This is a genomic window from Herbiconiux sp. 11R-BC (assembly GCF_049472555.1).
GTDB lineage: Bacteria > Actinomycetota > Actinomycetes > Actinomycetales > Microbacteriaceae > Herbiconiux.
Genome location: NZ_JBCEBO010000001.1, coordinates 706,519 through 723,654 on the forward strand (window position 1 = coordinate 706,519; position 17,136 = coordinate 723,654).

At 71.4% G+C, this 17,136-nt stretch carries 14 protein-coding genes; 4 read left to right on the top strand and 10 right to left on the bottom strand.

Annotated features, from left to right (window positions below):
• Nucleotides 1-71 precede the first annotated feature (71 nt).
• The gene (locus VD659_RS03160; protein WP_423259677.1) at nucleotides 72-3,815 is read left to right on the top strand and encodes an OmpL47-type beta-barrel domain-containing protein; all 3,744 of its coding nucleotides are present in this window, start codon (nucleotides 72-74) and stop codon (nucleotides 3,813-3,815) included.
• A 124-nt stretch (nucleotides 3,816-3,939) separates the two neighbouring features.
• Here VD659_RS03160 and VD659_RS03165 read toward each other — a convergent pair whose 3' ends face one another.
• The 4 genes from VD659_RS03165 to VD659_RS03180 form a co-directional block, all read right to left on the bottom strand.
• Complete coding sequence (locus VD659_RS03165; RefSeq protein ID WP_423259678.1) at nucleotides 3,940-5,454, bottom strand: MFS transporter; 1,515 nt, start codon at nucleotides 5,452-5,454, stop codon at nucleotides 3,940-3,942.
• Nucleotides 5,455-5,590: 136 nt separating this feature from the next.
• A complete protein-coding gene (locus VD659_RS03170) occupies nucleotides 5,591-5,851 on the bottom strand; it encodes a Txe/YoeB family addiction module toxin (protein ID WP_423259679.1) in 261 nt (86 codons plus the stop codon).
• Complete coding sequence (locus tag VD659_RS03175; RefSeq protein ID WP_423259680.1) at nucleotides 5,848-6,099, bottom strand: type II toxin-antitoxin system Phd/YefM family antitoxin; 252 nt, start codon at nucleotides 6,097-6,099, stop codon at nucleotides 5,848-5,850. Before VD659_RS03175 ends, VD659_RS03170 begins: the two co-directional genes overlap by 4 nt.
• A 222-nt stretch (nucleotides 6,100-6,321) precedes the next feature.
• A complete protein-coding gene (locus VD659_RS03180) occupies nucleotides 6,322-7,194 on the bottom strand; it encodes an HpcH/HpaI aldolase/citrate lyase family protein (protein WP_423259681.1) in 873 nt (290 codons plus the stop codon).
• A 180-nt stretch (nucleotides 7,195-7,374) separates the two neighbouring features.
• Here VD659_RS03180 and VD659_RS03185 point away from each other — a divergent pair, with 180 nt between their 5' ends.
• The 3 genes from VD659_RS03185 to VD659_RS03195 all read left to right on the top strand — a co-directional run bounded on the left by VD659_RS03185 (nucleotide 7,375) and on the right by VD659_RS03195 (nucleotide 9,785).
• Nucleotides 7,375-8,124 carry an SDR family oxidoreductase gene (locus tag VD659_RS03185; protein WP_423259682.1) on the top strand — a complete coding sequence of 250 codons (750 nt, stop codon included), beginning with the start codon at nucleotides 7,375-7,377 and terminating at the stop codon, nucleotides 8,122-8,124.
• Nucleotides 8,125-8,153: 29 nt separating this feature from the next.
• Nucleotides 8,154-9,068 (top strand): quinone oxidoreductase family protein, encoded by a 915-nt coding sequence (locus tag VD659_RS03190; RefSeq protein WP_423259683.1) that lies wholly within the window; start codon nucleotides 8,154-8,156, stop codon nucleotides 9,066-9,068.
• A gap of 84 nt (nucleotides 9,069-9,152) precedes the next feature.
• On the top strand, nucleotides 9,153-9,785 hold the full coding sequence (locus VD659_RS03195) for a TetR/AcrR family transcriptional regulator (protein WP_423259684.1): 633 nt from the start codon (nucleotides 9,153-9,155) through the stop codon (nucleotides 9,783-9,785).
• 77 nt (nucleotides 9,786-9,862) lie between these two features.
• Here VD659_RS03195 and VD659_RS03200 read toward each other — a convergent pair whose 3' ends face one another.
• The 6 genes from VD659_RS03200 to VD659_RS03225 all read right to left on the bottom strand — a co-directional run bounded on the left by VD659_RS03200 (nucleotide 9,863) and on the right by VD659_RS03225 (nucleotide 17,124).
• Nucleotides 9,863-11,023, bottom strand: a complete 1,161-nt coding sequence (locus tag VD659_RS03200; protein WP_423259685.1) for a cation:proton antiporter — start codon at nucleotides 11,021-11,023, stop codon at nucleotides 9,863-9,865.
• Nucleotides 11,024-11,064: 41 nt separating this feature from the next.
• Entirely contained in the window at nucleotides 11,065-12,639 is a 1,575-nt protein-coding gene (locus VD659_RS03205) for a carboxylesterase/lipase family protein (RefSeq protein ID WP_423259686.1), read from the bottom strand.
• Between the two features lie 26 nt (nucleotides 12,640-12,665).
• Nucleotides 12,666-13,340, bottom strand: a complete 675-nt coding sequence (locus VD659_RS03210) for a GAP family protein (protein ID WP_423259687.1) — start codon at nucleotides 13,338-13,340, stop codon at nucleotides 12,666-12,668.
• A 110-nt stretch (nucleotides 13,341-13,450) separates the two neighbouring features.
• Nucleotides 13,451-15,685 (bottom strand): hypothetical protein, encoded by a 2,235-nt coding sequence (locus tag VD659_RS03215; protein ID WP_423259688.1) that lies wholly within the window; start codon nucleotides 15,683-15,685, stop codon nucleotides 13,451-13,453.
• The gene (locus VD659_RS03220; RefSeq protein WP_423259689.1) at nucleotides 15,682-16,323 is read right to left on the bottom strand and encodes a response regulator; all 642 of its coding nucleotides are present in this window, start codon (nucleotides 16,321-16,323) and stop codon (nucleotides 15,682-15,684) included. Before VD659_RS03220 ends, VD659_RS03215 begins: the two co-directional genes overlap by 4 nt.
• A gap of 57 nt (nucleotides 16,324-16,380) precedes the next feature.
• Nucleotides 16,381-17,124, bottom strand: coding sequence for a VIT1/CCC1 transporter family protein (locus VD659_RS03225; protein WP_423259690.1), 744 nt, complete (start codon nucleotides 17,122-17,124; stop codon nucleotides 16,381-16,383).
• Nucleotides 17,125-17,136: the final 12 nt, after the last annotated feature.

Here is a 17,136-nt window from a genome sequence, read left to right on the forward strand (position 1 = left end):
CGTGAACAGTGATGTTTGCGTAATCATCCTTGTTCTCGCCCCATCCCTCGAGTCCAAGGACGGATTCCTGCATGACACCGATGTCACCTCGCCCGGCGCGCACCCGCCGAGCGGCTGCTCTGACGGGGGCTTTCGCGCTCGTCGCCACCCTCGTCATCCCCCTCTCCGTCGCCGGGGCCGCCTCAGCGAGCACGCTGTCGGCGTCGGCGTCGGCGTCGGCGTCTGCGTCGGCCGGAGCCGCAGCATCCGCCGCGGGCGCGAGCGCCCTCGCCGCCGCCGACTCCCCCACGGCCCTCGCGGCCCCGGTCTACGCCGCCGCCGTGCCGGGCGGCACGCCGAACCTGCCCGCCCAGGTGCAGGTCACCACCACCGCCGGCCCGGCGCGCGCCGCCGCCGTGACCTGGGATCTCAGCGACCTCAGCTTCGACCAGCACTACCGCTCGTTCACCGTGCCCGGCTCGGTCGAAGGCACCCTCGCCGTGAGCGCCCAGGTGGAGGTCGTGCCGCAGAGCCTGCTCTACTTCATCGACAGCTCCGGAACCACCGGCGCCTTCACCTCCCCCGCCTTCGAGGGCGCCAAGAGCCTCATCCCGGGACTGCTCAACCAGGTGGCCGACAAGCCGGTCTCCTCCGGCAGCTGGGGCTACGACGCCAGCCAGCTCGGCGCGCACTCCTCCGCCAACGCCGCCGACAAGGACGAGACCGGCTGGTACGCCCTCGGCAGCGGCGGCAACTCGAAGAAGGTGGTCTACGACCTCCCCCTCCCGGCCGCCGGCACCTACACCCTCACCGCGGGCTTCCGCGAGTGGTGGTCGGGCCCGCGCCAGATGAAGGTGCAGGTCGTTCCGGCATCCGGATGCGGTGACACGACGGTCATCACCCCGAACGTCACCGTGAGCTCGGCCGCCGCCTCGAAGAGCAAGATGGTGTCGGGAACCTTCGCCACCACCGCCGCGTGCACGGTCCAGCTCCAGGTGAGCCTGGCGGCCGGCAGCGAGGCGCCGGTGATCGGCTGGCTGGCCGTCGCATCCGGAGCCGTCGCGGTCGACACCACGCCGCTCGTCGTCGCCGCCCCCGCGGTGTCGCCGGCAGCCGGCTCCTACAAGACCGCGCAGACCGTGACCCTGAGCACCACCACCTCGGGCGCGTCGATCTACTACACCACCGACGGTTCGACGCCCTCGAAGAGCAACGGCACCAAGTACGACGCCCCCTTCTCCGTGGCCGCGAGCACCACAGTGAAAGCGGTGGCCCTGAAGAACGGCACCGCGAGCTCGGCGACCTCGGCCGTCTACGCGATCGAGCCCGTGCCGGCCGACGGCTACAGCTCGGTGCCGGTGGGGCAGACCTGGTACGACAGCACCGGTGAGTCGGTCCAGGCGCACGGCGGCGGCTTCCTGCAGAAGGACGGCTGGTACTACTGGGTGGGCGAGAACAAGAGCCACGACAGCGCGAGCTTCCTGGCCGTGAGCCTCTACAAGTCGCAGGACCTGAAGAACTGGACCTTCGTCAACGACATCCTCACCACCGCGAGCGCCCCCGAGCTCGCGAACGTGAAGCTCGAGCGGCCCAAGCTGCTCTACAACGCGGCGACCGACACCTTCGTGCTCTGGGGCCACTGGGAGACCGCCGACAGCTACGCCGCCTCGCACCTCGTGGTGGCCACGAGCAAGACGGTGGGCGGCGACTACCGCTACCAGCGCGACTTCCGCCCCGGCGCGGGCTCGGTCACGACGAATGCGAGCGACCCCACGTACACGAACCCCGACCAGCTCTGGGGCTACGGGTCGCGCGACTTCACGGTGTTCAAAGACCCCGACAGCGCCGACGCCTACCTGGTGTCGACGCAGGACGACCAGAACATGCGGGTCTACAAGCTGAGCGCCGACTACACCGACGTGGACTGGGCGAACTCCTACCCGCTGTTCGTCGGGCAGCGTCGCGAGGCGCCCGCTGTGGTGAAGGTGGGTGACTACTACTTCGTCGTCACCTCGGGCCAGTCGGGCTGGTACGCGAACCAGGCGATGTACTCGTACACGAAGGACATCGCCGACCCGAACGGCTGGTCGGCGCTCAAGCCGCTCGGCAACAACACCACCTTCTCGAGCCAGCCGACGAACATCATGACGGTGGAGGGCGCCGACGGGCACCGCGAGTACATCTACATGGGCGACCGGTGGAACCCGAACAAGCTCGGCTCGTCGAGCTACGTGTGGCTGCCGCTGTCGATCGGCACCTCGGGCTCCGGCTCCGGCCCCGGCGCCGGCGCCGCCTCCACCGACCCCACGGCGATGAGCCTGGACTACCACCCGCAGTGGTCGTTCGACGCGGCCTCGGGCGCCGTCACGCTGCCCTTCGAAGAGCTCGTCTCCGAGGGAAAGCCGGTGACCGCGAGCGCCGCGGCCTCCGCGGGAGCCGCAGCGGGCGCGGCGAACGACGGCATCGACTACAACCTCGCCACGAGCGGGGACAACACGAACTACTACCAGCCCTCGGCTGTGCCGTTCGCCTGGTCCGTCGACCTCGGTGAGCAGCGCGACCTCAGCCGCATCGACCTGAGCTTCCGCAGCTACAACGGTTCGGAGACCTACAGCACCTTCACGGTGTCGGGCAGCGTCGACGGCACCACCTGGACGCGGCTGGTCAGCCGGCTGGCGAACACCACGGTGGGCTTCACGAGCGACGGGTTGACGGGGGCGTACCGCTATGTGAAGGTCGACGTCGGCCGCGTGGTCAACGACCACAACGGCAGCGATGCCGCGTGGGCGGCGGGCATCGTGGAGGCGCAGGTCTACGCGGTGTCGCCCGACACCGCGGCGCCGGCTGTCACGGTGACCCTGCCCGCGGCTCCGGCGTCGGGCTGGTTCACCACGGCCCCCTCGGCCACGGTGACGGCGACGGATGCGCAGAGCGCGGTCGCCTCGGTGGAGTACCGCGTCAACGGCGGGGCCTGGGCGCCCTACACGGCGCCGGTGCTGCTCGGCGAGGGCGTCTCCTCGTTCGAGGCGCGGGCGACGGATGCGGCCGGCAACACCTCGGAGCCGGTGGCGGCCGCGGTGAAGATCGACAGCATCGCGCCGGTGGTCTCGGCCACGGCATCCGGTGACCGGGTGCTGACGGTGGCCGCGACGGACGCCGGTTCGGGCGTCGCCGCGGTCGAGTACTCGCTCGGCGGCGGGGCGTGGACGGCCTATCCGGGCGGCGCCGGGGTGCCGCTCGGCGACGCGGCGGTCTCGGTGCGGGTGCGGGCCACCGATGCGGCCGGCAACGTGAGCGCGGAGTCGAGCGTGGAGGTCGGCGCAGCGCCGACGACGCCGGGTGGCGGCGGTTCCACGCCCGGGGGCGGCTCGACGCCCGGCGACGGTGGCGGCACCGGCACCCTCGCCGGCACACTCTCGGCCACCTCGGTGGCCGCGGGCTCCCCCGTCACGATCGATGCCGGCGGCTTCCGCCCGGGAGAGACCGTCGACGTCGTGCTCCACTCCGCCCCGGTCGCGCTCGGCAGCGTGGTCGCGGATGCGCAGGGCCGCGTGAACACGACCGCCACCATCCCGGCCGACACGGCCGTGGGCGGTCACGCGCTCGTGCTCACCGGTCGCGACTCGGGCCTCTCGCTGAGCCTCGCGCTGACGGTCAGCGGCGCGGCGGCGACCGACCCCGCTGCCGTGGGCTCGACCCTCGCCGTCACCGGCGCCAGCCTCGCGTGGGCGCAGCTCGCCCTCGCCCTGCTCGCGGTCGCGCTCGGCGCCGGAGTCGTCCTACTCCGCCGCCGTCGCGCTGCAACGCGCGCCGCCGGAACGACGCCGGAGTCGTAGCGCCTCCCCTCGGCCGCCGGCACGCTCTTGGACGCTGCTGGCGGCCGCTGCATAAATAGCGGGGACCGACGCCCTATACGGGGTCGGTCCTCGCTATTTCTGCATCCGCTAACCCAATGGCGGCTCAGGTGCGCTTCGCGCGCTCGCGCGTGGTGCGCTCGCCCTCGACTTTCAGCTTGCCGGAGTCGACCGCCGACAGCGGGTTCGTGATGGCCTCGAGCGGTTTGCGCTCGGCGTTCACCCCGAAGACGAACGCCACGACGCCGCCCGCCACCATGAGCAACCCGGCGCCGATGTACCCGATCGTGATCGGGCCGCGGTCCTGGCCCTCGCCGATCAGCGTCGCGAACAGCAGGGGCGCGACCGAGCCCACGATCTGCCCGATCGAGAAGAAGTAGGAGATGACCTGCGAGCGCATCTCGAGCGGGAACAGCTCGCTCACCGTGAGGTAGGCGCTCGACGCCCCCGCGCTCGCGAAGAAGAACGCGACGCACCAGAAGATCGTCTGGGTGGTGGCGGTCAGCACGTCGGCCTGGAAGAGGAATCCGGAGACGGTGAGGATGATGCCCGAGAGGCCGTAGGTGGCGAGGATCATCTTGCGCCGGCCGATGGTGTCGAACAGGTGCCCGAGCACGAGCGGCCCGAGCAGGTTGCCGATGGCGAAGGGGAAGAAGAAGTACTGCACGGCGTCGTTCGCGATGCCGTAGAAGTTCTGCAGCGCCAGCGCGTAGGTGAAGAAGATGGCGTTGTAGAGGAACGACTGCGTGATCATCATCGTGAGCCCCACCACCGTGCGGTTGGGGTAGTCGCGGATGAGTACGCTGGCGATCTTGCGGAACGGGATGCGGTCGAGCGCCTGTACCTCGATGGCCTGGTCGTCGGGAACCGGGTCGAGCTTCTTGCCCGACTCCTTCTCCACCCGGGCCTCGATGTCGTCGACCGTCTTCTCGGCCTCGTGCTCCCTGCCGTGCGTCATCAGCCAGCGCGGGCTCTCCGGGATGTGCCGGCGCATGTAGATCATGACGAGACCGAGGATCGGTCCGATGAAGAAGGCGAGGCGCCATCCGATGTTCTCGGCGAAGTTGTCGGGGTTCAGGAAGAACAGGTTGGCGACGGATCCGAGAGCCGCACCACCCCAGTAGGTGCCGTTGATGGCGATGTCGACGCGCCCGCGGTAGTGGCTCGGGATGAGCTCGTCGATGGCGGAGTTGATGGCCGCGTACTCGCCGCCGATGCCGAGGCCGGCCACGAACCGCATCGCGAACAGGAACTCCATGTTCGGCGAGAAGCCGGCAGCCGCCGATCCCACGAGGTAGATCGCGAGGGTGATGATGAAGAGCTTCTTGCGCCCGAACTTGTCACTCAAGCGCCCGAAGACGAGTGCGCCGACCACCTGGCCGACGAGGTAGATGGTGCCGGCCAGGCCCACCTGTTGCGAGTCCATGCCGAGTGACTGCTGGAAGCCGTTCGAGGCGATGATCTGGATCTCGAGTCCGTCGAGGATCCACGACACCCCGAGGCCGAACACGACCATCCAGTGGAACCTCGTCCACGGCAGCCGGTCCATCCGGGCCGGAACCAGGCTCCGCACACTCTTGGGCCTGGCCTCGCCGCCCTTCGCGTTTGTGTCGACAGCCACCATGCACCTCCGTCTCGCCGAGCGAGCGACAGGCGGATGCGTGGGCTTCGTCGGCGGCGCGATCGAACGTACGCCTCCGTTAACGATTCCGCACGCGCCGGTCCTGGGCGCTCGGTGGAAGCTGCGAGCTCGAGCGTCAGTAGTGGTCGCGGGCCTGCAGGATGACGATGTGATCATCCGTCACGAGATAGACGAGGCGGTTGACCTCGTCGATTCGGCGCGACCAAGCGCCGCTGAGCACGTGCTTGAGCGGCTCGGGCTTGCCGGTTCCGCTGAACGGGTCGCGCAGCGCGTCGACGATGAGCAAGTTGATGCGCTTGAGCGTCTTGCGATCCTGCGTCTGCCAGTGGAGGTAGTCCTCCCACCCGTTCGAATCGAAGGCGACCGTCCGAGTCAAGCGTCGAGAAGATCGTGGTGTTCGAACTCGCCGCGGCGGGCCCGTTCGATCGACTCGAGCAGCCGCTCGGCGTTGGCGGGGTTGCGCAGGAGGTGTGCCGTCTCGGTCAGCGCGTCGTAGTCGTCTTTCGACATGATCACCGCGTTGCCATGCTTCGAGACCACCTCGACCGCCGTGTGGTCGTCATTGACCCGCTGGATGAGCCCGAACAGGGCTTTCCGAGCTTCGGTCGCGGTGATGGCGGACACGTTTCCTCCTCGAGTGGTACCGAATAATGTACCACTCGAACTTGCACTGATCACCGTTAGCGACGACATGAGTACCAGGGTAGTTAGAATGTGACGATTTGTCGCGTCTGCGCACGGATCGTCGCGTGACTAAGCGGACCCGCCGGCCATTGGAAGCGCATCCGTCATCGATCACGGTTCCCCGCGACTGCGGCAGTTCGCGGATCTCCTTCCGGGGCGGCCCTAGCGCGCGTTGTGCGAGGGCAGCGGCACGACGCCGAAGGCGCGGGCCAGCTTGTCGATCTTCTCGGCTCGGCCGAGGCGCGGCAGGTCGCTGCCGTCGCGGATGACCCGGCCCCGCGCCTCGAAGTCGTCGAGGAAGTCGCGCGCCCACGTGACATCCGACTGGGTGGGGCTGATGACCTCGTTGATGACCGGCAGCTGCTCGACGTCGAGGCAGAGCTTGCCGGTGAGGCCGAGCGCCACCGCCACGGCCGACTGCTCGCGGAGCACCGGATGGCTCGACGACACCGTGGGGCCGTCGATGGGGCCCGGGAGGTTGCCGACACGGCTCGCCACCACCAGGCGCGAGCGCGGGTAGGCCATCGCGATGTCCTCGGCGCTCGTGCCGGTGTCGCGGCGGTAGTCGCCGCTGCCGAACGCCAGGCGGAACGCCCCGCGGGCGCGGGCGATCGACACGCATTCCTCGATGCCGAGGGCCGACTCGATCAGCACCAGCACGGGGGTGGTGCCGCCGAGGCGGTCGAAGGTCTCGGTGACGTGGGCGGCATCCTCGGTCTTCGCGAGCATCACGCCGCGAAGGCCCGGCAGGCCCTTGAGCTGGTCGACGTCGTCGCTCCAGAAGTCGCTCGCGCGGTCGTTGATGCGCACCCAGCCGCTCCCGCCGTTCGAGAGCCAGGAGACCACGCCCTCACGGGCGGTGGACTTCAGCGCCGGGTCGATGGCGTCTTCGAGGTCGAGCACGATCTGGTCGGCCCGGGAGCGCTGCGCCTGATCGAACTCCTCGGTGCGGTTGGCCGAGACGAGGAGCCAGGATCGAGCGATCTCGGGTGGCACGCCCGCAGGGGCAGGTGCAGTGGTGTTCGCTGCGTTCACGGTGTTCTCTCTCGCCTTCGATCGATCACGGACTCGACGACGATATCGCGGTCGGATCGTTTCCTCCTGCGCATCCGCCGCGATCTCCATTTATGTATCGATTGGTACGTAAATTTGACATCGGCGAGAAGTGGATCTATCTTCTGTACCAGTCGATACAGAAAGGTCGAAGAGAACATCATGAACGAACTCGCAGGTAAGACGGCACTGGTCACGGGTGGTACATCAGGGATCGGGCTGGCGGTGGTGCGCCGGTTCACCGACGAAGGGGCCCATGTCTTCGTGACGGGTCGGAACGCGGAGAGGCTCGCGGCAGTCTCCGCCGAATTCGGGGAGGCGGTGACCGCCGTGCGCGCCGACGTCGCGGTGCTCGACGAGCTCGACCCGGTGTTCGCCGCCATCGCCCGACGCGGACAGGGCCTCGACGTGCTGTTCGCCAACGCGGGCGGCGGGGAGTTCGCCGCCCTCGAGGAGATCACCTGGAAGCACTTCACCGACACCTTCGAGACCAACGTGGGCGGAACCGTGTTCACGGTGCAGAAGGCACTTCCGGTGCTCAATGCCGGCGCGTCGATCGTGCTGACGAGCTCGAACATCGACGTGAAGGGCAGCCCCGCCTTCAGCGTCTACGCGGCCTCGAAGGCAGCGATCCGCAGCTTCGCGCGAAGCTGGGCGGCCGAACTCGTCGGGCGAGGCATCCGGGTGAACGCGGTCGCGCCGGGGCCCATCGCCACTCCGGGGCTCAGCGGCCTCGCCGCCGAGCCCGAGCAGGCAGAGGCGCTGCTCGGCGGACTCGCCGCCGGAGTGCCGATGAAGCGGCTCGGCACGCCGGAGGAGATCGCCGATGCGGTGCTTTTCCTCGGAAGCGCGCGAAGCTCGTATGTGACGGGCTCCGAGTTCTACATCGACGGCGGCGCGAGCCAGATCTGACCACGCAAGAAGAGAAGGAGACAACAGTCATGTCCTACGCGATCGTTCTCACGGAATTCGGCGGCCCCGAGGTGCTGCGCTGGCAGGAGGTGGCCACCCCGCGCGCGGAGCCCGGCGAGGTGCTCGTTCGGGTGAAGGCCGCGGGGGTCGGACCGACCGATCTGAACATCCGGGCGGGGCACCTGGCGACGGTGTTCCCCCAGGGCCCCGGCTCTGTGCTGGGCTTCGAGGCCGCCGGCGTGGTCGAGGAGCTCGGCGCCGGTGTGCAGGGCGTCGCCGTCGGCGACCCGGTCGCCGTCTACCTGCCGCGGCAGGGCGGATACGGCGAACTCGTCTCGGCTCCGGTGTGGTTCGGCAAGCCCGAGGGGGTGAGCTGGGAGGCGGCCGCGGCACTGCCCGCGTCGGCGGAGGCGGCCCTCGGCACCCTCCGCGAGGTGCGGGTCGCCGATGGCGACACGATCGTCGTGCTCGGCGCCGCGGGATCGGTCGGGGTCATCGCAGTGCAGCTCGCTCGTTCCTGGGGTGCGCGCGTGATCGGTGCGGCCTCCCCGCGCGACGAGCGGCTCATCCACGAGCTGGGTGCCGAGTTCGTGCCCTACGGCGACGGCGTGTTCGAGCGGGTGGCCGAGCTGACCGATCGGGTCGACGCCGTGCTCGACGTCGCCGGGCACGGAGGGCTGACCGAGGCGGTCGCCGCGACCGGAGACCCCGCGCGCGTGGTCACGCTGGCGGATCACCCCGGTGCCGCGGCCTCGGGAGCCCTGATGTCGAATCCGGGTCCCGACCGCGCGCCCGACGCCCTGGCCGTGACCATGCCGATGCTGGCCGACGGCACTCTGCGGCTCAAGGCGCACCAGGCCCTCCCCGTCGCAGACGCGGCCGAGGCGCATCGCCGACTGGCATCCGGCGAGACCCACGACAAGCTCGTGCTCACGCTCGCCTGAGCGCAGATCCGGTCCGGTTGCCGGGTCGCCGGGTCGCCGGATTCTGTCCGAGTCGATACTAAAATGGAGGCGAAGGAGGCCGAGATGACGGCGACCCGCGGGCGACCACGTGGCTTCGACCTCGAGCAGGCCCTCGATCAGGCGATCGAGGTCTTCTGGCGGCAGGGCTACGAGGGCACGAGCCTGAGCGATCTGACGGCGGCGATGGGCATCAACCGCCCGAGTCTCTACGCGGCGTTCGGCAACAAGGAGCAGACCTTCAAGCTCGCCGTCGACCGCTACGCCGAGATCGACATGGCCTACGCCGATCGGGCACTCTCGGCTCCGACCGCGTTCGAGGTGGTGAGCCGCTACCTTCGCGACAACGTCGACGCCGTCACGACGCCGGGGAAGCCGCCCGGATGCCTGTCCATCCAGGGCGGCCTGTCTGCCGCACCGAATGACGATCCGATCGTGAAGTACCTGGCCGGCCGGCGGGCCGACGGCGAGCAGCGCTTCGCCGAGCGCTTCGCCCGCGCCGTCGAGGAAGGCGACCTGCCCGTCGGCGAGGATCCGGCCGACCTGGCCCGGTACGTCAGCACGGTCTCCACCGGCATCGCGGTGCAGGCCGCCAGCGGCGCGACGCGCGCCGCGCTGCATCGAGTGGTCGACCGCGCGCTGCGCGTCTTTCCGGGCGCTACGGCCGAACCGGAAGCACCCGCGCCAGACCGGCGATGAGCGTCGCACACCGCGATGGCGTCGCGCACCGAGGTGGGCAAGACGGGCGATTCAGGTGATCCAGCCACGGCCGCACCTCACCGAGACGATCGGGTGGCCTCCAGGATGCCACGCCTCCCGATCGCGCCGGTCGCCCAGGCCGCCAGCGCGATCGTGATCGCGGCACCGACGATCAGCGCCCCGTCCTCCCCGGGAGCGAGGATGCCCGTCTGCAGACCCAGCGTGACCGCGGCCACGGGAACCCCCAGCTGTCCGGCGGCGGCGAACGACTGCACCACGGGCAGCCCGGTCAGGCGCGCGGCGAGATGGGCCAGCGCCGCCCCGAGCCCCAGCGCGACCCCGAGCAGGATCATCTGCGGATGCGCCAGCACCGTGCGGAAATCCAGCGACGCCCCGAGCCAGACGAAGAACAAGGGCCCGAAGAACCCCTCCGTGAGCCCGAACAGCTGACGGGCCAGCCGCCGGGGCTCCCCCACCGACGCCAGCACCAGGCCGAGGGCGAAGCCGGCGAGCATGATCGACAGGCTCGCGAACTGCGCGACGGCCGCGAACGCGAACAGCACGAGCAGGCTGACGCGCAGTTCCAGGGCGAAGCGGCGGCGCTCCGAGTACGCGTGGAAGCGCGCACGCGCATCCGTTCTCCTGCCTGCCCAGCGCAGCACGAAGGCGAGGGCCACCGCGAGCACGGCGATCACCACCGCTCCCACGGCCGGCCACAGCGCCTGCGCCGGCGCGATGACGAGCGGCAACGCCACGATGCAGGCGACATCCGCGATCGCGATCTGCGCGACCAGGCGGATGACCGTTCCGGAGGCGTGCCCGATCCCCACGGACTGCAGCATGGGCAGCACGAGCGCCGCCGAGGAGGAGGCGATCACCACGGCGTAGAGCACGGCGTGCCCCGTTCCGAACGACACGGCGATCACCGTGCCGATGACGGCGGCGGCGACCCCGACCACCGCGGCACCGAACGCTCCCTGCACGAGCGCCGCCCGCACCGCCTTGTCGCGAACGGGCACGTGCGAGCCGGCGATCACCATCGTCAAGCCGAAGCCGATGGTGGCGAGCAGCTGGAAGTCGTCGGCCGTCGGGTCGACGAGACGCAGTCCCGTCGTGCCGATCAGCACGCCGCCCAGCAGCTCGCCGACCACGACGGGCACACGCCAGGACGCCGGGGCGGCGAGGAGCGGCCCGAGCAATCCGATCAGCACGACCAAGGTCAGCAGCGCGAAGCTCACGGCCACACCCTAGACGCTCCGGCCGGGCGAGGCCGTGCGCCTCACGAGAAGGTGAGCACCGCGTCTCCCCACGCGGCGCGGAGCTCGCCGTCGAGATCGGGCACGAGCGCGTCGTGACGGTCGATGACGAGGGTGCTCCGGGCCCCCGCGGGCTGGAACGTCTCCCACTCCACGTCGCCCGCCGCGCCCTGCGGAGACCCGGTGGTCGCAAAGGCCCGCCAGCGTGCCTGCAGCCGCTCCGACACCGCTCGGCCGGTCTTGCGGCCACCGAGCTTGAAGGTGATGTCCTTCGGGTCGGTGTCGAGGTTGCCCCACACGTAGGGCAGCTCCGTCGCGTGCGTCGCCCCGACGCCGACGAGCCGGAGCATCGGCGTCGCCTGGTCGAAGCGGTACAGCCAGACCGGGGCCACCGTGGCGTGACCCTCGGCCGACCAGAGTGTCGGCATCCGGAATCCGACGTCGCGGGCGACGCCGAGCCCGATGGCGTGGGTGCGCAGACCGGTATAGGCCGTGAGGATCTCGTCGCGCGTCGGCATCTCGAGCTCGGAGTTCTCCCGGGCGATCTCGGTGAGCATCTCGGTGATGCTCTGCTCATCGATCGGCATCAGCGGCGACTTCATGAACTTGAACAGCGCCGCTTCGTCCTTGTTGGTGCCGATCACGAGCGGCACGGGCAGGCCGCGGCCCTCGCTCAGCACGGTGATCGGATGCTCCGGCACCAGCTCGCCGTCGACCACCGGCGCGAAGGCCAGCGTTCCGGGCTCCTCGGAGGGGACGGCCGCGTAGACGGCCATGCCGGCCGCCACGATGTCGACCGCGGGGAGATCACGCAGTCGCGCGAGGTCGCCGGCGGCCACGCCGAGCTGATCGAGCATCCGCTGGGCGACCTTCGCCGAGCGCACCGAGTCGTAGACGGATGACACGGGCGAGCTCTCGGCGATCGCCTGGTGGAAGAGGCCCTCCGCGCTCGGCACGGTCAGGAGCGTGGTGATGAGACCGCCGCCCGCGGATTCGCCGAACACGGTCACCCGCTCCGGGTCGCCCCCGAACGCGGCGATGTTCTGCTGCACCCATTCCAGGGCGAGGAGCACGTCGCGGAGCGCGAGGTTCGAGTCGAACGGCTGCTCCTCGGTGGCCACCGAGCTGAGGTCGAGGAAGCCGAGGGCGCCGATGCGATAGTTGACGGTCACGATGACGACCTCGCCCGTCGACACGAACGCGGTGCCGTCGAAGAGGGGCTGGCGCGACGAACCGAAGGTGTAGGCGCCGCCGTGGATCCAGACCATCACGGGCAGCGGCCGGGTGCTCGCCGCCGAACGCCAGATGTTGAGGCTCAGGCAGTCCTCGTCCTTCACGACGTCAGGGCCGAGCGGGATGGCCGGGTTGCTGATCTGCGGCGCGGCGGGCCCGTAGTCGGTCGCCGCCACGACGCCCGTCCAGGGCTCGACGGGAACCGGCGCCCGCCAGCGGAGGAGGCCGACCGGCGCCTCGGCGTAGCGCAGGCCCTTCCAGAACAGGGCGCCGTCGCTCTCGCCGCCCTGGACGAGACCGGCGGAGGTGCGGACCACGAGGCGGTCCGCGGGGACGGCGGATGCGGTGGGGGTGAGTTCGGTCATGGCGGTGCTCCTTCGATTCGGGGTCGCTACTTGGCGAGCGCTGCGACGACGTGCGAGAGCTGCACCGCCGCGAGGATGGCGAACAGCACGGTCATGATGATCGCGTTGTGGGCGATCAGCTCCGCCTTCAGAGCGGTCAGCGCGCGGGTGACGGCGTGGGAGCCGGTGGAGGCGAGGAGGGTCGGGAGCAGGATGCCGAGCGACGCGGCGAGCGCGAACAGGGCCGCGAATCCGACGGCGGCGGGAAGGGCGAGGTCGGAGGCTCCGATCAGGGCGCCGGCTTTCAGCTCCAGCGGGATGTTCTTGGCGTTCGTGACGGCCATCACCACTCCGAGCCCGAACGCCTTGGCCGCGCTGAGGCTGTCGACGGCCGCCAGCCAGCTCGGCATCGTGGCCTCCGCGCCGCCCTTCGGCCGCGTCACCCAGCTCACCACGGCGAGCACCAGGAAGCCGAGCGTGAGCAGGATGCCGAGGACCAGCACGATCACCTCGTCGCCGCCCGAACCGCCGGAGCCCGCACCCTTCGTGGTGAGCGCCGCGACCAGGGTGAAGGCGAAGCAGACGAGGAGGAAGGCGCCGACGTAGGCGAAGCCGTTCGCCTTCGCCCGCGGGGAGAGCAGGATGGCGATGATCGCCGCGATCGGAAGCGGGCTGATCATGATTCCGGCGGCAATGGGGATCAGCTGTTCGAGATGCTCCATGGAGCGAACCTTCCGTCGGGAGAGGCGACCGCGTCCGCGTGCGCCGACGCGACGCTACGGGCCCCCGCGCGAGGCGCATCCGGGATGTTCGGGTATCACGACACCGCCGCTCAGGCGAGCTCGACCCGCAGCCTCACCGCCGAGCCCGCCTGCGTCAGCGTGAGCTGCCGGGCACGCCCGCCGAGCTGTGCCAGGCCGTAGCCGTCGTGGCCGGCACGGGCGACGATCCGCCCCTCGGACACCACGTCGACCACGACACCCGGGCCCGGGGAGGCCGCGGCGAGCGTGATCCGCGCACGGGGTTCGGAGCCGTGCCGGATCGTGTTGGTGAGGCCCTCCGCGATGGTGTCGACGGCGAGCTCGAGCCGCGCGGCATCCGCGTCGAGCCTGGTCCACGCCGCCGGGTCTGCACTCAGGGAGATCTCGAGACCGAACCGCCAGGCGCCGACGATCGTCTCGACGGTCTGCTGCGCGCCGGCGCCGGTCGGCTCCGCACGCGGAAGGGCGAGAGCCGCTTCGATACGTTCGAGCGCCGCCATCCACTGCGCCTCGGTGACCACCGGGCTGCCGCGCAGCTCGCGCGCCGCCGCCACGCATTCGGCCTGCACCTCGCTGTGCAGCAGGTGGGCCACCCGGCGCCGGGCGATCGTCGCGCTGTTGTGGCTCGAGGCGGCGAGCACGGCGGCCTCGTCGACTGCGGCGGCCAGCTGCGCCTCGACGGCCGCGAGCCGACGGAAGCCCGCCCCGACGCCGGCGACCAGCACGGCGAAGACCGGGTACACCACGACGCCCAGCAGAACCGCGGTGCCGAGACCGGATGCGGTGAGCGGCACTCCCCACAAGGCCGGCGAGAGCGCCGCGACGGCCCCGATCACCGCCCCGACGACGGCGTACTGCAAGGCGAGGGTGGCCACCGGGGCGAGGGCGGGGGCCGGACGGAGGGCAGGGGCCGGACGGAGGGCGGCGGCCGGAGTGAGGGTGCTGGCCGGAGCGAGGGTGCCGGCCACCGGACGGGCTGCCGCCGGAGCGAGGGTCCCGGCGTCGGGGCGGGCTGCCACCGAGGCTGCCACCGGAGCCGCCGCGCCGGATGCTGGCCGGGAGGCCGTCGCGCGAACCACCCCACCGGATGCCGCCTCGCGAACCGCCGCGCCGGACGCCGCCGCGCGAGCCGCCCCACCGGATGCCGCCTCGCGAACCGCCGCACCGGAGGCCGTCGCGCGAGCCGCCGCACTGGACGCCGCCCGGGCGACCCGACCCGCGACCAGCCGGTTGCCGCACGCTCCCACCACGACCACGGCGAGCACGGCCGTCGCAGCGGCGGCCGCCGAGGCGTGCGCCACGAGGTACGGCACCCAGAGCAGGGCGTAGGCCACCACCGTGATCCACACCGGGGCGCCCCGGTCGATGGGCGCCGGAAAGGGATACCTGGGCGCGAGTGGCGTCCGGGTCTGAGCGCGCGGCCGGGTGCGCGGCGGCGGCGTGGTCCGCGACTCCCGAGACGCGAGGAGCCGCCCGTCGCCGCCGACGGTGGGGTATCGGGCGCCGGCAGCGGTGGCGGGGTCTGGGTCACCGGCCGCGGGGCGGTGCCCGCCGGCAGCGGTGGCGGGGTCGGGGTCACCGGCCGCGGGGCGGTGGGTGCCGGCAGCGGTGGCGGGGTCGGGGTCGCCGACTGCGGGGCGATCATCGAACAGCCGATGACTGAGCGGGCGCACGACCTCCTGGGCGAAGCGCTGCAGGAGCAGCGCGGCCCGCTCCGGGTCGAGCGGGCCCGCAGCGGCCCTCGGCAGCGCGGCGAGGAGCGTACCGCGGGCGTTCTCCAAGACGCGCCCCGACAGCACGGCCACGTCGTCGACGTCGTGAGCCCGCTGCACCTCCAGGGCGTCGAGCACGAGACGGAGGCGCCCCGTGACGTCGCGGTGCGTGCGCACGGTGATGGTCATCATCGCCACGAGCGAGAGCGCGGCGGTGTCCACGATCAGGTTGGTGGCCACGCGCGCCGCGAGCGGACCGGTGAACAGCTCGAGCCCGAGCGCCTGCGCCGACGCGGAGAGCAGGAGCGGCCGGCCGATGGCGATGGCCGCGAGGGCGATCACCACGACCGCCCGGCGCGAGCCGGCCGATGCCACGCCCCGCTCGGCCGCGGCGGCGAGCACCCCGAATGCCCCCAGCACGAGGTGCACCGCGAGGGCGATCCCGACGCCGGCGAGACGCTCCTGCCCCGAGCGGGCCTCGTCGTAGCCGCCCAGCAGCGTGACCGCGAACGGCAGGGTCAGCAGCCACGACCACCGGGTGAAGAAGTGCCCGCTCCCGGCGGCGCGCGCCCAGCGCCCGGCAAGCGGTCTCATCGGCGCACGGGATGCCCGAACGCGCGGGTGTAGAGGTTCACCGCGACCACCCGCGGGTTCAGTTCGGGCCGATGGCTCAGGCCCAGTCGATCGAAGGTGCGCACGAGCATCCGCTCCACCGCCCGCAGCGTGCGGCCCGTGCGCCGGGCGATCTCCTCGTTCGAACAGCCCTCGGCGAGCGCCGCGAGCACCTCGAGCTGCCCGCGACTGAGCGACGCCAGCGCGCCCAGCGGTTCACCGACCGCCCCAGCCGGGTCGGCCCGGGTGGCGGCATCCACCCGCTCGACCAGGTGCTGCGGGGAGTCCAGCGCGTCCTTCGACACGAACTGCGCCCCCGGAACGGCCGCCCGCCGGGGAGCGGAGGCGGCGCGCGGGAAGTTGGTGAGGAACATCACCCCCAGGTGCGGCAGGCGCGAGCGGAGGATGACCGCCAGCTCGATGCCGTCGGGGCGGCTGCCGAGGTCGATGTCGGCCACCAGCACATCGGGGTCGAAGCCGTCGGCCGCCTCGAGGGCGGAGTGCGCGTCGGCGTGCTCGGAGACGTCGAACCCGGAGCGGCGGAGGGTGTCGGCGACGAGCATGCGCACGAGCGGCTGATCCTCCACGAGGATCACACGCCGGGTCCACTCATCAGCCACGTGCTCAGGATAGGGCCCGCGCAGAGGCGGCCCTCAGGGCGCGGCCCTCGCGCCGCGTCAGACCACCCCGGACGCGCCGAGCAGCGCACCCACCCCGTAAGTGGCGGCGAGCGCGAGCGCGCCGCCGATGACCACGCGCAGGACCGCCCGGGAGCGCGAGCTGCCGCCGATCCTGGCCGACACGCCTCCGGTGATGGCGAGAGCGAGGAGCACCGCCACGAAGGTGACCGGGATGCGCAGCTCCGGCGGCGGGAGCAGGATCGCGAGCAGCGGGAGGATCGCCCCGATCGTGAACGCCGCCGCGGACGCCGCCGCCGCGTGCCACGGGCTCACGACGTCGTCCTGGTCGATGTTGAGCTCGGCGGAGAGGTGGGCCGAGAGGGCGTCGTGCGCGGTCAGCTCCACAGCGACCTGCCGGGCGGTCTCCTCGCTGAGCCCGCGGGCACGGTAGAGGTCGGTGAGCTCGTCGAGTTCCTCCTCGGGCATGTCGCGCAGCTCCTGGCGCTCCTTCGCGATCAGGGCGCGCTCGCTGTCGCTCTGGCTGCTGACCGAGACGTACTCGCCGAGGGCCATCGAGATCGCGCCACCCACGAGCCCGGCGATCCCGGCGGTGAGGATGGGCCCGGAGTCGCTCGTCGCGCCGGCGACGCCCACCACGATCGCGGCGACGGACACGATGCCGTCGTTCGCCCCGAGGACTCCCGCGCGCAGCCAGTTCAGGCGCTGGGCGATCCCCCCGCGGTGCGGCTCATCGGGGTGGGATCGGGGTTGGGGGCTCTCGCCGGGCAGCTCGGTCGACATGCGCACACTCAA